The organism is Amycolatopsis sp. NPDC052450 (genome assembly GCF_044547565.1).
Classification (GTDB): Bacteria; Actinomycetota; Actinomycetes; order Mycobacteriales; family Pseudonocardiaceae; genus Amycolatopsis.
Window position 1 is genome coordinate 205101 of the sequence record NZ_JBIUAQ010000002.1, and the last position, 16003, is coordinate 221103.

Consider the following 16003-nt stretch of genomic DNA (forward strand, 5'->3'; position numbering starts at 1 on the left):
GTCGCGACGGGAAGGCCTACTTGCGGCTCCGCGTGCCGAACTCGGCGCGGCTCGTGATCAGCTTGCCCAGCAGCATGACGAGGATGCGCTGTTCGGTCTCGGTCAGCGCGTTCGTCCAGCCGAACTCGCGCTCGTTGTGCTCGCGGAAGACCGACACCATCTCCTCGTGCCCCGCCTCGGTCAGCGAGAGCTGCACCGACCGGCCGTCGCGCTCGTCCGGGACCCGATGGAGCATCCCCTCCGCGACCAGCGTCTTGACCAGATTCGACACCGCCGCCCGGCTCATCCCGGTCAGCCGGGCCGCGCTGGTCGGTTCGAGCGGCCCGGCGAGCCAGACCACGAACAGCAGCCGGAACGCCGACCACGACCGGCCGCGCGGCCGGTGCACCGCGGCTTCGAGATCGTAAGTCACCAGGTCGGAGGCACGATTGAGGGTCAGCAGCACCTCGGTCGCCAACTGGTGCCGGAAGCCGTACTCCTGCGCGAGCCGCCGGTTCGCCAGCGCCACGAACGACCAGAAATCGAGCCCGGCCGCGTCCACAGCGCCCACGTCTTCCATCACCGAACACTAACCCGGCTTCGCGAAAATAATCAAAGTCGAAACTATCGCTGGCCGTAACTCGCGTGATTGGAGCCGTAAGACGGTGTTCCGCCTTCAATCACGCGAGTTACGGCTTCAATCACGCGAGTTACGCCTTTGTCTCATGGAGCTTTCTCCATCCACCTCCCTCGATCATGGAGGAACCTCCATGGCGAGCCACCGGCCCGCCCCTGTTTGCTGAAGGCATGAGCAGAACGCAAGTCCCGCCGGGCACCGCCAAGGCCGCCCGGGTGGCCGCCGGAGACCTCGTCCGGGTGATCGACGTCGAAGGGGGCCAGGTCGGCGACGTGTTCGCGTTCACCGACACCGGGGCCGAGCTGGCCGAGCACCACAGCGCGGCGCACACCCGCGCCGGGGTCGACCGGCTGTTCCCCGCGGTCGGCGAGTCCTTCCTGACCGGCCTGCGCCGCCCGATCCTGACCCTCGTCGAGGACACCTCACCCGGCGAGCACGACATGCTCATCCCGGCCTGTGACCCGGCCCGGTACGCCGCGCTGGGCGCTCCGGGTCACCGGTCCTGTGCCGCGAACCTGCGTGAGGCGCTGGCAGACGAGGGCCTGGGCTTCACGGGTCCGACGCCGCAGCCGATCAACGTCTTCATGCGTGTCCCGGTCGGCGAGGGCGGGCGCCTGAGCTGGCTGACCGCGTCTTCGCGGCCCGGCGACGCGGTGACCCTGCGCGCCGAACTGGACTGCGTGGTCGTGGTCTCCGCGTGCCCGCAGGACCTCGTGCGTATCAGCGACGCCGGACTCTCCCCGCTCGCCATCGAAACCGTCCACAATGGAGGAACTCAGTCATGACCACGACCGTCGGACACCCCGCGCTGGCCCCCGCCACACTCGGTGGCCTCGCGCTGCGCAACCGCTACGCCGTCGCCCCCATGTCCCGCGTCTCGGCGAGCCCGGACGGCACCCCGACCGGCGAAATGGCCGACTACTACGCCGAATTCGCCCGCGGCGGCTTCGGGCTGGTGTTCAGCGAGGGCACCTACCCCGACAGCGCGGCCAGCCAGGGCTACTTCAACCAGCCGGGCCTCGCGCGGGACGAGCACGTCGCCGGCTGGCGCGTGGTCACCGCCGGAGTGCGCGCGGCGGGCGGCCGGATGATCGCCCAGCTCATGCACGCCGGGGCGATCTCCCAGGGAAATCCGCACCGTGACCACACCGTCGCTCCTTCGGCCGTCCAGCCGCGCGGGGAGATGATGCCCGCGTACGGCGGCTCCGGGCCGTGGCCGGTCCCCCGCGAACTGACCACCGCCGAGATCGACGACGTCATCGACGGCTTCGCGGCCGCGGCCGTGCGTGCCCGTCAGGCCGGGTTCGACGGCGTCGAGGTGCACGCGGCCAACGGGTACCTCCTCGACCAGTTCCTCACCGATTACACCAACAATCGCACGGACTCCTACGGCGGACCGGTCGCGAACCGGATCCGGCTGACCGCCCGTGTCGTGACCGCCGTCGCCGAGGCCGTGCCGGAGCTGGTGACCGGTGTGCGGCTGTCGCAGACGAAGGTCAACGACTTCACTTACCGCTGGCCTGGCGGCCGCGCCGACGCCGAGGTGATCTTCGCCGCGGTCGCCGAGGCGGGCGCGCAGTACCTCCACATCGCCAGCGAGGGCCGGAACTGGCTCGAGACGGCGAAGCTGGCAGACGGCGGCACCATCACCGCCCTCGCCCGGCAGGTCACCGGGCTGCCGGTGATCGCCAACGGCGGGATGCACGACCTCACCCAGGCGCACGAGGTCCTCGCCGGCGGGCACGCCGACCTGCTGTCGATCGGGCATGGCGCGCTGGCCAATCCCGATCTGCCCGCCCGCGTCGCCGCGGCGCGGCCACTGGCCGAGTTCGACCGGGCGATGGTCTCCCCGACGGTCACGGTGGCGAACGCGCGCCGCTGGCGGGAGAGTCGGCAAGCGTGACGGAAGCAAGCTGGCACGGCGGCGCGGCCGCGGTCGCGACCCTGACCTTCGACGTGGACGCGGAGTCCCCGATCCTCGCCCGAGGTGGGGGCTACGCCGAACACCTGTCGACCATGTCCCATCAGGCGTACGGGCCCAGGGTCGGGGTGCCGCGCATCCTCGACCTGCTCGACGAACTGGCCGTGCCCGCGACGTTCTTCGTGCCGGGCTGGGTCGCCGAACAGCGGCCCGGCCTCGCCGCCGCGATCGTGGAGCGCGGGCACGAGGTGGCCCACCACTCCTACAGCCACCGGCCGCCGACCACGATGACCGCCGCCGGGCAACGCGCCGATTTCGAACGGGGCATGGCGGTCTTCGCCGCACAGGGCATCGAGATCAGCGGGCATCGCGCGGCGGGCTGGGAGTCCACTTGGGACACTCCGGCGCTGGTGGCCGAGCATGGATTGAGCTACGACTCGTCGCTGATGGCCGACGACCGGCCGTACCTGATCGAGACCGGGGCGGGCCGGATCGCGGAATTGCCGGTGCACTGGTCGCTCGACGACTGGGAGCAGTACGCGTTCCTTCCCGCACCGCAGATCGGCTCGGTGATCACCTCTCCGGTGCGGGTGCTGGAGATGTGGCGCGCGGAGCTGGACGCGATGCGCCGCTACCGATGCCTGTTCAACCTGTGCCTGCACCCGTTCCTTTCGGGCAGGCCCGGACGCCTGGCCGCGGTGCGCTCGCTCATCGAGTTCGGGCTCGGCCTCGGCGACGTCCTGTTCGCCCGGTGCCGTGACGTGGCCGCCGCGGCGCTGGCCGACCCTGCCTTGCCCGTGGAACCGTTGCGGCGCCTCGAAATCGACCCCGAGGTCTATCCGGATTGAGCCGCCTCCAGCGCCAGGAACAGGTCGACCCGGTCCGCGGTCCGCCCGACGTCGCGGCCGGTCAGCTCGGTGACCTTGGCCAGCCGGTTGCGCAAGGTGTTGACATGCACGTACAGCGCCGCGGCGGTGGCCGCCCACTGGCCGTCGTGGTCGAGGAACGCCCGCAGGGTCGTCTCCAGGTCGCCGTCGCGGACGCGGTCGTGCTCACGCAGCGGGCCGAGCAGGGCGTCGGCGAAGGTGTGCCGCCACTGCTCGTCGTGCGACTCCAGCAGCAGCCGGTAGCTGCCCAGTTCGGCGAAACTCGCCGCCACCGGACCGCCCCGCCTGCCACGGAGCACGCGGCAGGCTTCGCGGCTGCGCGACAACGGCACGCGCAGTTCGGCCGCGCCGGATACGGGGTCGGCGAGCCCGACGACCACGCGCCCGCCGCCGAGCCGGTGCGACACCGCCGCCGCCAGCCGGGGCGCGAACGCGGCGGGCGACTGCCTTCCCGACCGGAACGGCAGCACCGCGACGACGTCCTGGCTGCCCGCCGCCACGACCGCGGGCAGCCCGTCCGCCAGCAGGAAGTCCGTCACGGCCTCCGCCATCCCCGCCGGCGTCGCGGCGTCGTCTCCCGCGAACGCCAGCGCGATCACCGACAGCGGCCCGTCCGGATCGACCCCGAAGGCACGCAGCCTGCCGGGCACCTCCGCGACGCGTTGCGCGCCGGAGAGCACCATGTCCAGCAGTTCGACGGCGAACCGCATCTCGATCGCCTGCACCGCCTGATGCCGGGCCACCTCCAGGCTGAGGTAGCGCGCGGTCTGCTCCAGCGCGTCCCGCTCCTCGCGAGTCAGGTCGGCCGCGGGACGCAGGCACAGCAACGCGGCGTCCGCGTCGCCGATCGCACCCACCGGGAACAACGCCGCCCGCGTCCCGGCGCCGAGATCCGCCTCCAGTGGCGGCGGACGACCGGCCAAGGCCTCCGCCGCGGCGCGTGACTGCCCGGCGTCCAGTTCGGCACCGGCGGACGCGAGCTCCCGGCCCATGCGGTCCACGACCGCCAGCGGCAGTTCGTGCTCACGGCGGAGGACCGCGAGCACCCCGGACGTGCCCGCGCCCCTCGACAGCGCCGAGGTGAGCTCGTCCCCTCGGCGCACCAGTGACATCAGCGCGTTCTGCCGGTCCGCGGCCTGGATCGCCGCCGCCGCGCGGGTGACCGCCGTGAACGGCACCGCCACCGAGATCTCCAGCAGCGGCAACCCGGCTTCCCGGCACGCCTCGGTGAGTGCTGGCGGGGTGTCGCGTTGCTCCACGCGCAGCCCGAAGATGATCCCCGCCGCTCCGGCACCGGCCACCCGTGCGACGAACTCCGCCGGCTCGACGCGGTCCAGCCACAGGCCGTTGGTCAGCACGACCTCGTGCTCGCGCACGTACGGCCCGGGGTCGGGAAGCTCGGTGTTGTGCACCCACAGCACCTGCTCGGTGAGCGCCCCGTCGCGGCCGGGGACGACCACCCGCAGTTCGAGCGCCGGGTCGTCGACCAGGGCCGCCAGGGTCAGCATGGCTGTGAATATATCCAGCCGCGTACGTCCTTTATGGATGAACGGCCATTTCATCGTTTTGTCATGAGCGCTGGTTAGCGTGCCTCGGAGACCCTTCAGGATTCGAGGAGAGCCACTGTGACGGCAGTTTCCCGCACGATCGCCGAGCGCTACACCCTGCTCGAGGAGCTGGGTCGCGACGGGACGGCCGTGCTGTGGCGTGGCGAGGACGGGCCGGACGGCCGCCAGGTCGCGATCAAGGAACTGCCGCTGCCCACCCACGAGCCCGCCCTCGTGGAACGCCTCCAGCGGGAGACCCGCGTCGCGGTGGATCACCCGTCGGTGGTGCCCGTGCACGACGTCGTCGCCGACAACGGGACGGCGTTCATCGTGATGGACCTGGTGGAGGCGCGGACCTTGGAGGAACTGGCGTCGGCGGGGCCGATGCAGCCGCGGTTCGTGGCAGAAATCGGCGGAAAGGTGCTCGGCGCGCTCGCCGCCGCGCATACCGCGGGCATCGTGCACGGGGACGTGCGACCCGCGAACATCCTGGTGGGTCCCGACGGCGCGGTGAAACTGACCGGCTTCGGGATCGCCAAGGCCCTCGACCCGGTCGGTACCCCGGCCTTCCTCGCCCCCGAAACGATCGCGGGGCACGAGGGCACTCCCCACTCGGATCTCTGGTCGCTCGGCGTGACCCTGCTCAGCGCGAGCGAGGGCGGGAACTTCTTCCAGCGGGCGAACGTCGCGGCCACGCTGTACGCCGTCGTCAACGAGCAGCCGCCCTTCGCCCGGACGCCCGGGCCGCTCGCGGACGTCCTCCGCGGCCTGCTGGCGAAAGCGCCGCAAGCCCGCCTGCTGCCGGATCACGCGCTCCCGCTGCTGGCCCAGGCCGCGAGCGGGGTCGAAACCCCGGTGCCGATCCTGGCCGCGCCGCGGCGGCCCGGGCTGACCCCGCCCTCCGTGTTCGCGGTCCTGGCCGGGGTGGCGGGCATCGTGCTCGGCTTCGCACTGCTCGCGAACGCGATGCTGGTGCACCAGGCGTACTACTTCTTCGAGTTCGCGCATCTGCCGATCACCGTGGGAGACATCAGCTTGGTCCTCGCCGGAGTGGCCGCGGTCGCGGGTGGCGCGAGCCTGCTCGCCAAGGTCCGGGCAGGGCAGATCATGCTCAGCGTCTCCGCACTGCTGACACTGTTCTCGCTGTGCCTGCTGACCTTTCTCGGCGACGATCGAGAGCACCTCGGCCTCCCGGTTCAGCCGGGGCTCACCATCGATGTCCTCGTTCTCGTCTTCGCCGTCGTCCTGGCCGGAGTCGTCTGGCTGGTCCCGGCCAAGCGTCCTGCTGTGGGCTGATCCGCTCACAGCAGAGAAACCGGCGGCCGCCCGCGCCCCGGCGGCATGGTCGGGGCATGACCGACTACGAGAAACAGCCACTCTTCGACCAACGGCTCCGGGAACGGTTCTTCAGCCAGCGTGTGCTGGTCCTCGACGGCGCGCTCGACGACGACAACGGCACGGTCCTCACCACCCAGCTGCTGTCCTTGGCGAGCGAAGACCCCCGCAAGGACATCGCGTTGTGGATCCATTCGCCGGGCGGTTCGGTCCCCTCAATGCTCGCCATCCGCGACGTGATGCGGCTCGTGCCGTGCGACGTCGCCACCCTCGCACTCGGGCTGGCGTGCAGTGCCGGGCAGTTCCTGCTTTCCGCGGGCACCCCTGGCAAACGGTTCGCCCTGCCGCACGCGCGGATCCTGATGCACCAGGGTTCGGCGGGCATCGGCGGTTCGGCCGTCGAGGTGGAGGTGCAGGCGGACGACCTGCGCTACACGCGGGACACGGTGCTCGGCCTCATCGCCGACGACACCGGGCAGCCCATCGACCGGATCTTCGCCGATTCCCTCCACGATCGCTGGTTCACCACCGAGCAGGCGCGCGAATACGGCTTCATCGACCACATCGTCGAAAGCCTCGACCAGGTCGTCCCCGTCCGCACGCACAAACTCGGCCTCGGCACGGAAAGGGGTGCGGGCGCATGAGCACCTACACCATCCCCAACGTCATCTCCCGCAGTCCCGCCGGCGAGCGGATCATGGACGTCTACTCGCATCTGCTGTCGGAGCGGATCATCTATCTCGGGACCGCGATCGACTCCGGCGTCGCGAACGCCCTGATCACGCAACTGCTGTACCTGGAGGCGGACAACCCCGAGCAGGAGATCAACCTCTACATCAACACCGAGGGCGGCGACCCGTCGGCGATGCTCGCGCTGTACGACACGATGCGCTTCATCAAGGCGCCGGTGGCGACGACCTGCGTCGGCCAGGCCGTCGCGGCCGGCGCGATCCTGCTGGCCGCGGGCGAGGCGGGGCACCGGTTCGTGCTGCCCCACACCCGGGTGGTGCTGCATCAGCCCGCCGCGCAGGGCCGCGGCACCATCCCGGACCTCATCCTGCAGGCCGACGAAGTGGTGCGGGTGCGGACGCAGCTGGAGGAGATCCTTTCCGCCCACACCGGCCGCGCCGTCTCGGATCTCCGGCACGACACCGACCGGGACCGCGTGTTCGACGCGGCGGGCGCGGTCGCCTACGGACTCGCGGACCGCGTCCTCGACGAGCGAGCTTAGGCGCTGTCCTGTGAGTCTGTTCGATGGGCTTCGTGATCCGGGTGGTTCCTGACGGTGCGGGCGGATCGGCCTCGTACCGGGTCGTACTCGGCCGCGTCCGCCCGTGCCGTCAGGAACCGCCTGGGCGCGAAGACCGCGAACATGACTCGCAGGACAGCGCCTAGGCAGCCATGAGCACGGGCCCTCGCGGGCGGCGGCCGACCGCGAGACCCGTGCCGCCGCCCCGGCTGATCGTGCCCGCGATACCGAAGAGGAGGTCGGCCAGGTCGATTCCGAGCGCGCCGGTGACCGCGGCGATCATCTCGCTGGACGGTTCCTTGCGGCCGCGTTCGATCTCGGAGAGGTACTGCGGCGAGATCCCGGCGCGTTCCGCGATGTCGACGAGGCGGCCACCCTGGTCCTCCCGCGCGGCGCGCAGGCTCTTGCCGAGCACGTCACGCCACAGCGGCTCCGGTTCGGGGCGCTTCTGCTGGAAAGGGAGGATGTCCGCCATACGGTCATCGTGACATCGCGCCGGGACGCGCGGGCGACGTTCCGCTCAAGGCGAAACCGAGCCCCGGTACGCGGGCCGCGGCGTCCGCGTCGTGGTCATCCGACGACCGACAATCCACTCTCGGTCGCCAGGATCCCCGCGACCGACACGGCTTGTTCGCCGGTGATCTTCGCGCCGCGCAACGTCACCAGCCCCCGGACACCGGACAACCGTGAACCGCGCAGATCACAGTCCAGCGCGCCCGTCGCGGCGAATTCCGTATCCGTGAACTCACAGTCCACAAAGGTCAGCCGGGACAGGTCACCGGAGAACACCGTCTCCCGGAACGAACAGCCGGAGAACACGACCGGACCCTTCACCCGTTCGACCGTCACCGACGCGTAGTCGAACCGCGCGTTCTCGACGTAGAGATCGACGGCCGAAGTGATCGCGACCCCGAGCCCGATCGCCCGGCAGCGAAGGATTTCGACCCGGCGTGCGGTCAGTTCGCGGATCGCCGCGTTCGACAGGTCGACCCCTTCGAGGATCACGTCGGAAAGGGCAAGCCTGTCGAGGCGGGCATTCGCCAGGCTGACGTCGGAGACGAGGGAATGCGCGATCTCGCCGCCGCCACGGACCCCGTCCTGGTCACCGCCGTCGAGATGGACCGAGTCGAAGTCGAAGTCGCCCCGGAACACGGCGGGTTCGCTTTCGAGGCCGTCGCGCTCGACCGAAGGGCGCCGCACCTTGATGCCGTCGAAATCCCGGAAGTCCATGATCCGGACCGTACCGCAGGGCCCGCGCGTGAAGGCCGCCTTCCCTTCGCTGAGCCGAGGGAAGGGGGCCTTCACGCGCCGGCGGCACGCAAGTCAGTCGCGGACGCCCTTCACCGCGTCCTTGATCTTCTCGCCGGCCTGCTTGACGTTCGCCTTGCCCTGCTCGGTCTTGCCTTCGGCCTGCCATTGCTCGTTGTCCGTGGCGTCGCCGACGGCCTCCTTGGCCTTGCCCTTGAGCTCTTCGACCTTGTTCTCGGCCTTGTCGTTCATCAGGGCCTCCCTTCGTTGTCGGCTCTCACCGGGTACCCGGCCTCCGCCTCCGGAAACGGCGTATCCGCTGTGGCCCTCATCTCTCGCCACCCGTGTGGCCGCACGGGAACACCGTCTTCGCGACGAGGGCTTCGCACGCAGGGCAGTTGTTCACCGGCCGTTCGCGGCGGCCCCAGTAGGGATGGACGGCCCCGCAGAGCGCGGTGACCCGCTCACCGAGGCCGGGATCCGGGTTGCAGACAGAGCAGTAGGCGTGCGCCGCCCGCTCGACTTCGGCTGTCATCCGCCACCTCCGGGTTCGACGTCCGGCCGTCTAGGTCGTTATACATACTTTCGGGCCGGTACGCCCGTCATCGGGTTGACGGAGCACGAATACCGCGCCACAGCAGATGATCGCGGCCGACAGCACCAGTCCGGGCAGCGTGCCGAAGACCGTGCCGACGAAGCCGGCGGCGAGACCACCCAGGGTTCCGGTGCCGAAGACCACGGAGAGCGCGGTCCCGTTGACCCGGCCCATCAGCTCCGGCGGCGTGACGCGCTGAACCAGGCTGAGCACGTGGATGTTGAAGACCGAGTCGGCGAACCCGATGAGGAACTGGCTCACGATCAACATGGTCAACGCTGCTTCGTTTCCGCCGATCGGCAACAGCAGGAAGCCCGCCCCTGTCAGCAGGATCGAGGTGGTCAGCGTCCGGCCGAGGGTGAGCCTGCGGGCGATCGCGCCGGACGACACCGCGCCGAAGATCAGGCCGAGGGTGCCGATCGCGAACGCGAGGCCGACGGCGCCCGGGCTCAACTTCCCGTCCCCGTAGGCGAAAACCAGTACGAGGGCGTTCCCCGTCGCCACGCCGAGATTCACCGTCGTGCTCGCGAACATCAGATTGCGCAACCTGGCGTCGGACAACAGCACCGTCAGGCCCTCCTTGGCCTCTCTCAACGCCGATCGCGGCTCTTCGGCCCGCGCCTGGGGCAGTTCCCGGTGGCGCATCAGCATCAAGGTCACCAACGAAGCGAGAAAGGACAAGGCGTCGGCCAGGATCGCCAACGCCGTGCCGAGAATCTGCATCAGCCCGCCCGCGGCGGCCGCACCGCCGACCTCGGCGACCGCGCGGGAAGTCTGCAGCCGTTCGTTCCCCGCCACGATGGCCTCAGGTCCGGCGAGTACCGGCAGAAAGGACTGGGCGGCGATTTCGAAGAACACCGTCAGCACGCCGACCACGCCGGCGACCACGAACAACTGGGTGAGGGTGAGAACGTCGAACAGGTACGCGACCGGGATCGACCCCATCGCCACCAGCCTGCCGGCGTCGGCCCCGATCATCGTCTCGCGGAGCGGGAGCCGGTCGACCCACACCCCCGCCAGGGTGCCGATCAGAACGAACGGCAAAAACCTCAGCGCGGCCAGCAGTCCGACGTCCCATGCGGTCCCGCCGAGCCCGAGCAGGGCGGCGGTCGGCAACGCGATCCGCGAAACCTTGTCGCCGAACGCGCTGATCGTCTGGCCGATCCACAGGCGCCGGAAGTCACCGGGGAACGCGAAAGATGAAGGCATCGAAATCCGATCACTGGAAGGAAAATCGAGCCTAAGATCCAATAGACGTCAAAGCCGGGTCGGTTATTCGAAGTCGAGGAGAGCGGAAATGCCCCAGCGGCCGGTCGGTTCCCCGGGGATCGCGGGAATGATCCAGCTGCACCAGGCGGCGCCCCTGATCGAGCGACAGCACGCGATCATCGAACTCCTGCGGGTGCGGGCGCCGCGCCGGGTGACGGGCGCGAGCCTGGCGGAGGCGACCGGAGTGAGCCTGCGGACCGTGGAACGCGACATCACCCGTCTGCGCGAAGCGGGCGTTCCCATCACGATCAACCGGGGGCCGCGCGGCGGCTATGGCATCGACGCACGGCCCGTGCTGCCGCCGATCTCCCTGACGCCGGGCGAAGCCTCGGCGCTCATCGCCTCCTTGGTCGCCGTCGGTCCGTACACCTCGGCGGTGGCGCAGTCCGCGCTGGGCAAGATCCTCGCGGCGCTCACCGGGAAATGACCTCGGGAACCAGTGAACCGCCGTCCCCCGATCGTGGCTCGCCGGGCCCCTGAATGGCCGATATGCCTTTACTGCGTCCGGTTCTATCGTTCGGACGCATGGCTAGCGACTTGCAACGGCGCAAGATCTCGGGCGTTTTCGCCGCGATGGATGCCGACGGCGACGGTTTCCTGCAGGAGCGGGACTTCCGAGAGCTGGCCGAGCGCTGGGCGCGGCGACGCGGGCCGGGTGACGAGCGGCTCCTGACCGGCATCATGCTGAGCTGGTGGACGACGTTGCTGGCGGCCTCGGATCTGAATCGCGACGACAAGGTGACCCTCGACGAGGTCCTGCTGGTGGTGGACAAGCTGCCGGACACGCCAGAGGCCGTGACCGCGACCGCCGACGCGATGTTCGAAGCGATCGACGAGAACCGCGACGACCTCATCTCCGCGGCGGAGTACCACCAGCTGATCGAGGTCTGGAACGGCCGCCCCACCGACACCGACACCACCTTCCCGCTGCTGGATTCCGACGGCGACGGAATGCTGTCCCGGGACGAGTTCGCCGCGCTGTGGCTGGAGTTCTGGGCGGGTGACGACGCCGAGTCGCCGGGCACCCTGGTCTTCGGACCGCTCGCGGCCTGACCGTCGCGGCTTTCGGGCCGACCCGGCGTCCATACGGGCCAGACTCCGCCACGTACCACGTCTTGAACGCCCTGCCGGCTCACGATGGCAGGCGTGGACGCCGTACGGGAAACCGACTCGATGGTCTCGAGCGCGATCGCGCTGTGCCTGCGGGACCGGTGGTCCGCAGCGGCGGAACTGTTGGCGGAGAACGATTCCTGGCGCACCGAATCGGCGGCTTCCGCCATGTTGGGCGAGCTCTTCGGCGGCCTGGCCGAGCTCTGGGACGGCCGTTGCGCGCGATTCGGCGCGAACCTGACCGAACGCGAGCGGTGGCCGTTGAGGACAGTGCCCCGGCACCGGGACGAGCAGATCACCTCGTACGTCTCCGCGTTGCTGGTGCTGGGCGAACGAGCTCGCGCGGAAAAGCTGCTCTCCGACGAGGCCTTCCCCGAATCCGGTCTGCGGGACGGCGAACGTTCGATGCTCGCGGCCATGCGTGGCCGGCCCGCCCGGGCGATCGACTTCGCCCGCCGCGCCGTCGCCGACCGTTCGCCGCGCGGCTACGACATCGGATCGGCCGCGATGTACCTGTCGACCGTGTCGATCCTGCTGTCACGGGGGCGGCCCGCCGAGGCACGGGAACTGCTGGCCTCGGCCCGCGCCACGGCGCCGACGCTGGCGCATCTCCTCGACATCGCGGAAGCCCGCGCCGACATCGCGGCGGGCGAAACCGGCCGCGCCGCCCGGCGCCTGCACGCGGCCACCCGCGGACTCGCCGTCGGCACGGACATGGCCTGGGCCGATCTCGCCGAACTCGCGTTGCGGAAAAACGACCGGGCTGCGGCGAAGCAGGCACTCGACGCGCTGGAGACTCTCGCCACCGCGATGCCGACGGGACGCGTGTTGCTGCATCGCCACCTGGTCCGGGCCTGCCTCGGCGAGGAGCCCGCCGGCGAATGCCTCTGGCTGGCCCGCGAACGCGCCCAGCCGCTCGAACTGGCCGTCGTCACCGAACGCCTGGCCCGGCACAACCCGTAACTAGATGACCCCGGCCCGTACGGCGTAGGCGACGGCGTGCGGCCGGTTCTTCAACTTCAGCCGTCCGGTGATGCCCTGGATGATGTGCTTCACGCTGCGTTCCGAGTAGCTGAGCTCGCCGGCGATCTCGACGGTGTCCTTGCCCTCGGCCATCAGCCGCAGCACGTCGATCTCCCGCGTGGTGAGCCCGGCGGTGTTGACGCCCATCGGGTCGAGCACTTCGCGCTGGAGCCGTTCGACGTGTTTGAGCAGTTCGCCGAGCAGGCTCGGCGGGAGTACGCCGCCGCCGGTGGCCGCGGCGCGGACGGCGTGCGCCAGCCGTTCGCCGGTCGTGGCCGATCGCGGCAGCACCGCCACCACCCGGCATTCGATGGCGGGTACGAGTTCCGCCTCGCTGATCTGGCTCACCACGAGCACCACCGGCTTGCCGTCCTCGGCGGCGAGCCGCCGCAGCCAGAGCACCGTCTCGGGCGTCAGCCGTTCCGTGGCGAACACCAGTACGTCGGTCTCGGCGCGCCGCTCCCAATCCCGGCTGACGATCCCCTGCTGCGTGCCCAGCTGGCTGGCAAGGCCCGCCGTGGTGATCGGGTCGGGCGCGTGCACCGCCACGGTGATCTGTCGGGTTTCCGTGTCCACTTCGTCCCCTCCGCTTGTCCGCGGCCCCAGTCGGATGGGACACAGTCTGCGAAGGAGCTCTTCACGAAGTCTCCACGAGTTCTCAACGAGGCGTGAAGGACTTCGTGGCCAGCTGAAACGCCTCCACGTACTTCGGCAGCTCGTCGAGGATTTCGCGGAGCCTGGCCTCGGGTCCGGTGTAGTCCGGGTCGGCGAGCAGGGCGTGACCGAAGGCCAGCGTGCGCCGAAGCTCGGTGATGCGTGCTTCGGCCTCGTCGGCGTCGAGCACCAGCCCGCCGTTCTGGGCGAGGTTGAGCAGGACATCTCCGGCGAACAGCTCCTGATCCTGACTCACCGGCACAGCATGCACAGCCGCGCATACCCGCCACCAGCGCCGGACGACACTTTGCCCCTGCGAACGTCCGGGTTTGCCCACTCGCCCGTCACCCCACACGGTGGGTGCCCGGTCGATTGCGAAGCCCACATCGGCGCCACTAGGCTTTCCGCTGAGCAGGACCCCTTTTTTCGGCAGTCGGACGCACAGGCGGCAGGTCATGGACGAGGTTTCCTCGCTGACGGTGCGGCTGCTGGGCGGCCCCCCTGCCCGGTCCGACGCCGGCGAGATCGCCCTCGGGCCGGCTCAGCGGCAAGCGGTGTTCGCCGTGCTCGCCCTGCACGCGGGTCAGTTCGTCTCCCGCAAGGAGCTCATCGACGCCGTCTGGGGCGAGCGGCCGCCGGACAGCGCCACCGGCATCGTGTACACCTACATCTCCGCGCTGCGCCGCGCGCTGGAGCCGGTGGGCGAACCGCTCGTCGCCAGCCGCGCCGGTTACCGCCTCGACCTGCCGAAGCAGCAGGTCGACGTCCATGTCTTCGAAGCCGAGCTGGAACACGCCCGCGCGCATCGGCTCGCCGGCGCGCACCAGCGGGAGCTGGAGTCGCTTCGCTTCGCGCTCGGGCAGTGGCGGGGGTCCGCGCTGGACGGGATCCCCGGCCCGTTCGCCGAGACCCAGCGCGCCCGGCTGGGCGAACTGCGCATGAGCGCGCTCGAACGCCAGGCCGAGGTCGCGCTGCACCTCGGCGGCTACCGCGAACTCGTGGACGAGCTCACGGTGCTGGTCGAGCGCCATCCGCTGCGCGAAGGCCTGCACCGCATGCTGGTCACCGCGTTGTTCCGGGCGGGCAGGCAGGCCGAGGCGGTGGCCGCGTTCGACCGCGCCCGCGAGACGATCATCGAGCAGTCCGGCCTCGAACCCGGCCCGGAACTGCTGGCGCTGCGGCAACGCGTCCTGGACGACGATCCGTCGCTGCATCACCGCGACCAGCCGGAACGGCACCGGCCGCCCGGACGGCCGTCCCTTTTCGCCGGCCGCGGGTTCGAACTCGCCCGGCTGCGACGGCACCTGTCCGTCCTGCTGAACGAAGGCCGCGGCGGGACGGTCTGGCTGGACGGCGAGGCGGGCAGCGGCAAGACCACGCTTCTGGCGGAGGCCCTCGCCTCGGTGGGAAGCCGCACGCGCTGGGTCACGGCCGACGAACTGACCAGCGCGGTCCCGCTGAACCTCATCGCCGACAGCCTCGGCGGCCAAGCACTCGACGATCTCGGCAAAACGGTCACCGAACTGTGCGAAGACGGGCCGCTGGTGCTCGTCTTCGAAGATCTGCACTGGGCCGACGAGGAAAGCCTGCTCGCCTGGCAGCGGCTTCACCGGTTCACCGCGCGGCTGCCGCTGCTGCTGGTCGGTTCGGCGCGCCCGCTCCCCCGGCGCGGCCTGCTCGACCTCCTCCGCTCGGGGCTCGACGGCGAGATCGTCTCGCTGCCGCCGTTCGACGCCCCGGCCGTCGCCGCGCTCGCCGAGGAGACCCTGGCCAGGGACCCCGGCCGGGACTTCCTCGAATTCGCCGCCGAGTACACCGCCGGGAACGTCGGCTACCTGTGCGAACTGTTCGCCGATTTCGCCGGCGGCCGGGAGACGACCACCGCGCCGCACAGCCGGATCGCCTCGATCGTGGAAGCTCAACTCGCCACGCTTTCCTTGGCCTGCAAGCGAACACTGAACTCGGCCGCGCTGCTCGGCTCGTCGTTCACGGTCGCCGAACTCGCGGACGTCACCGGCCGCGAACCGACAGCGGTCGAAGAGGCGCTCGCCGCGCGCGTGCTGGAATCCGAGGGAGAACGCCTGCGGTTCCGCGTCCCGCTGGTGGCTTCGGTCTTCGCCGCGAACACCCCGCCCGCCATCCGCGCCGTGCTGCACCAGGAGATCGCCGCGACCATGGCGGATTCCGGCGCGCCCGCGGACCGGGTCGCCGAGCAACTGCTCCAGGCGGGCGACGAACTGACGGCGCCCTGGATCCCGCGATGGGTGCTCGGCAACGTCCGCGCGTTGCCGGCCGGACCCGCCGTCGAGCTGCTCCATTTGCTTTCCCGCCAACGGAATCTCACCGAGGAGCAGCATCAGGACCTGGCGGGCGAACTCGCCGCGCTGCTGCTGCCCGGAACGGACACCGTGCCGTCCTTGCCCGCCCAGCCCTGGTGCACGCCGCTGCACGCGCTCGCCCGGGTGCGCGACCGGACCACGCCGACGACGTCCTAAACTGCGGGGACACAGTAGTGATCCGGCCACTTTCGGTGCATGACGAGAAACGGA

At 70.4% G+C, this 16003-nt stretch carries 19 protein-coding genes; 10 read left to right on the forward strand and 9 right to left on the reverse strand.

The annotated features are described in order from the left end of the window. Window positions 1-16 precede the first annotated feature (16 nt). Complete coding sequence (locus ACIHAO_RS05805; protein ID WP_396554967.1) at window positions 17-559, reverse strand: MarR family winged helix-turn-helix transcriptional regulator; 543 nt, start codon at window positions 557-559, stop codon at window positions 17-19. Between the two features lie 227 nt (window positions 560-786). Here ACIHAO_RS05805 and ACIHAO_RS05810 point away from each other — a divergent pair, with 227 nt between their 5' ends. The 3 genes from ACIHAO_RS05810 to ACIHAO_RS05820 are packed head-to-tail and all read left to right on the forward strand — an operon-like array spanning window position 787 to window position 3385. After that, the gene (locus tag ACIHAO_RS05810; protein WP_396554968.1) at window positions 787-1401 is read left to right on the forward strand and encodes a DUF1989 domain-containing protein; all 615 of its coding nucleotides are present in this window, start codon (window positions 787-789) and stop codon (window positions 1399-1401) included. Continuing rightward, on the forward strand, window positions 1398-2519 hold the full coding sequence (locus ACIHAO_RS05815) for a tRNA-dihydrouridine synthase (RefSeq protein WP_396554969.1): 1122 nt from the start codon (window positions 1398-1400) through the stop codon (window positions 2517-2519). Before ACIHAO_RS05810 ends, ACIHAO_RS05815 begins: the two co-directional genes overlap by 4 nt. Then, window positions 2516-3385, forward strand: coding sequence for a polysaccharide deacetylase (locus ACIHAO_RS05820; RefSeq protein ID WP_396554970.1), 870 nt, complete (start codon window positions 2516-2518; stop codon window positions 3383-3385). The genes ACIHAO_RS05815 and ACIHAO_RS05820 overlap by 4 nt, the downstream gene beginning before the upstream one ends. On the opposite strand, the gene ACIHAO_RS05825 is transcribed toward ACIHAO_RS05820, so the two are convergent. After that, window positions 3373-4932 (reverse strand): PucR family transcriptional regulator ligand-binding domain-containing protein, encoded by a 1560-nt coding sequence (locus ACIHAO_RS05825; protein WP_396554971.1) that lies wholly within the window; start codon window positions 4930-4932, stop codon window positions 3373-3375. The genes ACIHAO_RS05820 and ACIHAO_RS05825 overlap by 13 nt on opposite strands. A 117-nt stretch (window positions 4933-5049) precedes the next feature. On the opposite strand from ACIHAO_RS05825, the gene ACIHAO_RS05830 reads away from it, so the two are divergent. Genes ACIHAO_RS05830 through ACIHAO_RS05840 form a run of 3 tightly spaced genes read left to right on the forward strand, consistent with a single transcriptional unit; the run spans window position 5050 to window position 7537 of the window. Next, window positions 5050-6267: a serine/threonine-protein kinase gene (locus tag ACIHAO_RS05830; protein ID WP_396554972.1), complete on the forward strand. Its 1218-nt coding sequence runs from the start codon at window positions 5050-5052 to the stop codon at window positions 6265-6267. Between the two features lie 56 nt (window positions 6268-6323). Beyond that, window positions 6324-6950, forward strand: a complete 627-nt coding sequence (locus ACIHAO_RS05835) for an ATP-dependent Clp protease proteolytic subunit (protein ID WP_340688205.1) — start codon at window positions 6324-6326, stop codon at window positions 6948-6950. Further along, on the forward strand, window positions 6947-7537 hold the full coding sequence (locus ACIHAO_RS05840; protein ID WP_016335566.1) for a ClpP family protease: 591 nt from the start codon (window positions 6947-6949) through the stop codon (window positions 7535-7537). The genes ACIHAO_RS05835 and ACIHAO_RS05840 overlap by 4 nt, the downstream gene beginning before the upstream one ends. 160 nt (window positions 7538-7697) lie before the next feature. Here ACIHAO_RS05840 and ACIHAO_RS05845 read toward each other — a convergent pair whose 3' ends face one another. From ACIHAO_RS05845 to ACIHAO_RS05865, 5 genes are all read right to left on the reverse strand, one after another. Next, window positions 7698-8030, reverse strand: a complete 333-nt coding sequence (locus ACIHAO_RS05845) for a helix-turn-helix domain-containing protein (protein WP_396554973.1) — start codon at window positions 8028-8030, stop codon at window positions 7698-7700. Window positions 8031-8125: 95 nt separating this feature from the next. After that, window positions 8126-8785 (reverse strand): pentapeptide repeat-containing protein, encoded by a 660-nt coding sequence (locus ACIHAO_RS05850; protein WP_396554974.1) that lies wholly within the window; start codon window positions 8783-8785, stop codon window positions 8126-8128. Window positions 8786-8878: 93 nt separating this feature from the next. Next, the gene (locus ACIHAO_RS05855; protein WP_125787480.1) at window positions 8879-9055 is read right to left on the reverse strand and encodes a CsbD family protein; all 177 of its coding nucleotides are present in this window, start codon (window positions 9053-9055) and stop codon (window positions 8879-8881) included. A 76-nt stretch (window positions 9056-9131) separates the two neighbouring features. Further along, window positions 9132-9338: a hypothetical protein gene (locus tag ACIHAO_RS05860; RefSeq protein ID WP_396554975.1), complete on the reverse strand. Its 207-nt coding sequence runs from the start codon at window positions 9336-9338 to the stop codon at window positions 9132-9134. Between the two features lie 30 nt (window positions 9339-9368). Then, window positions 9369-10607 (reverse strand): MFS transporter, encoded by a 1239-nt coding sequence (locus ACIHAO_RS05865; RefSeq protein WP_396554976.1) that lies wholly within the window; start codon window positions 10605-10607, stop codon window positions 9369-9371. A gap of 88 nt (window positions 10608-10695) precedes the next feature. Here ACIHAO_RS05865 and ACIHAO_RS05870 point away from each other — a divergent pair, with 88 nt between their 5' ends. The 3 genes from ACIHAO_RS05870 (at window position 10696) to ACIHAO_RS05880 (ending at window position 12740) form a co-directional block, all read left to right on the forward strand. Further along, window positions 10696-11094, forward strand: coding sequence for a helix-turn-helix transcriptional regulator (locus ACIHAO_RS05870; RefSeq protein ID WP_396554977.1), 399 nt, complete (start codon window positions 10696-10698; stop codon window positions 11092-11094). Between the two features lie 98 nt (window positions 11095-11192). Next, complete coding sequence (locus ACIHAO_RS05875; RefSeq protein WP_396554978.1) at window positions 11193-11720, forward strand: EF-hand domain-containing protein; 528 nt, start codon at window positions 11193-11195, stop codon at window positions 11718-11720. A 93-nt stretch (window positions 11721-11813) separates the two neighbouring features. Continuing rightward, a complete protein-coding gene (locus tag ACIHAO_RS05880; RefSeq protein WP_396554979.1) occupies window positions 11814-12740 on the forward strand; it encodes a hypothetical protein in 927 nt (308 codons plus the stop codon). On the opposite strand, the gene ACIHAO_RS05885 is transcribed toward ACIHAO_RS05880, so the two are convergent. Continuing rightward, on the reverse strand, window positions 12741-13376 hold the full coding sequence (locus ACIHAO_RS05885; RefSeq protein ID WP_396554980.1) for a response regulator transcription factor: 636 nt from the start codon (window positions 13374-13376) through the stop codon (window positions 12741-12743). Window positions 13377-13458: 82 nt separating this feature from the next. Further along, window positions 13459-13710 (reverse strand): hypothetical protein, encoded by a 252-nt coding sequence (locus tag ACIHAO_RS05890; RefSeq protein WP_396554981.1) that lies wholly within the window; start codon window positions 13708-13710, stop codon window positions 13459-13461. Window positions 13711-13909: 199 nt separating this feature from the next. Here ACIHAO_RS05890 and ACIHAO_RS05895 point away from each other — a divergent pair, with 199 nt between their 5' ends. After that, window positions 13910-15949 (forward strand): BTAD domain-containing putative transcriptional regulator, encoded by a 2040-nt coding sequence (locus ACIHAO_RS05895; protein WP_396554982.1) that lies wholly within the window; start codon window positions 13910-13912, stop codon window positions 15947-15949. The last annotated feature ends 54 nt before the right edge of the window (window positions 15950-16003 follow it).

Coding starts and splice junctions, on each gene's coding strand:
- ACIHAO_RS05825 (WP_396554971.1), bottom strand. CDS start 4,932: ATGCTGACCCTGGCGGCCCTGGTCGACGACCCGGCGCTCGAACTGCGG.
- ACIHAO_RS05805 (WP_396554967.1), bottom strand. CDS start 559: ATGGAAGACGTGGGCGCTGTGGACGCGGCCGGGCTCGATTTCTGGTCG.
- ACIHAO_RS05895 (WP_396554982.1), top strand. CDS start 13,910: ATGGACGAGGTTTCCTCGCTGACGGTGCGGCTGCTGGGCGGCCCCCCT.
- ACIHAO_RS05875 (WP_396554978.1), top strand. CDS start 11,193: ATGGCTAGCGACTTGCAACGGCGCAAGATCTCGGGCGTTTTCGCCGCG.
- ACIHAO_RS05865 (WP_396554976.1), bottom strand. CDS start 10,607: ATGCCTTCATCTTTCGCGTTCCCCGGTGACTTCCGGCGCCTGTGGATC.
- ACIHAO_RS05860 (WP_396554975.1), bottom strand. CDS start 9,338: ATGACAGCCGAAGTCGAGCGGGCGGCGCACGCCTACTGCTCTGTCTGC.
- ACIHAO_RS05840 (WP_016335566.1), top strand. CDS start 6,947: ATGAGCACCTACACCATCCCCAACGTCATCTCCCGCAGTCCCGCCGGC.
- ACIHAO_RS05870 (WP_396554977.1), top strand. CDS start 10,696: ATGCCCCAGCGGCCGGTCGGTTCCCCGGGGATCGCGGGAATGATCCAG.
- ACIHAO_RS05850 (WP_396554974.1), bottom strand. CDS start 8,785: ATGGACTTCCGGGATTTCGACGGCATCAAGGTGCGGCGCCCTTCGGTC.
- ACIHAO_RS05845 (WP_396554973.1), bottom strand. CDS start 8,030: ATGGCGGACATCCTCCCTTTCCAGCAGAAGCGCCCCGAACCGGAGCCG.
- ACIHAO_RS05835 (WP_340688205.1), top strand. CDS start 6,324: ATGACCGACTACGAGAAACAGCCACTCTTCGACCAACGGCTCCGGGAA.
- ACIHAO_RS05855 (WP_125787480.1), bottom strand. CDS start 9,055: ATGAACGACAAGGCCGAGAACAAGGTCGAAGAGCTCAAGGGCAAGGCC.
- ACIHAO_RS05810 (WP_396554968.1), top strand. CDS start 787: ATGAGCAGAACGCAAGTCCCGCCGGGCACCGCCAAGGCCGCCCGGGTG.
- ACIHAO_RS05815 (WP_396554969.1), top strand. CDS start 1,398: ATGACCACGACCGTCGGACACCCCGCGCTGGCCCCCGCCACACTCGGT.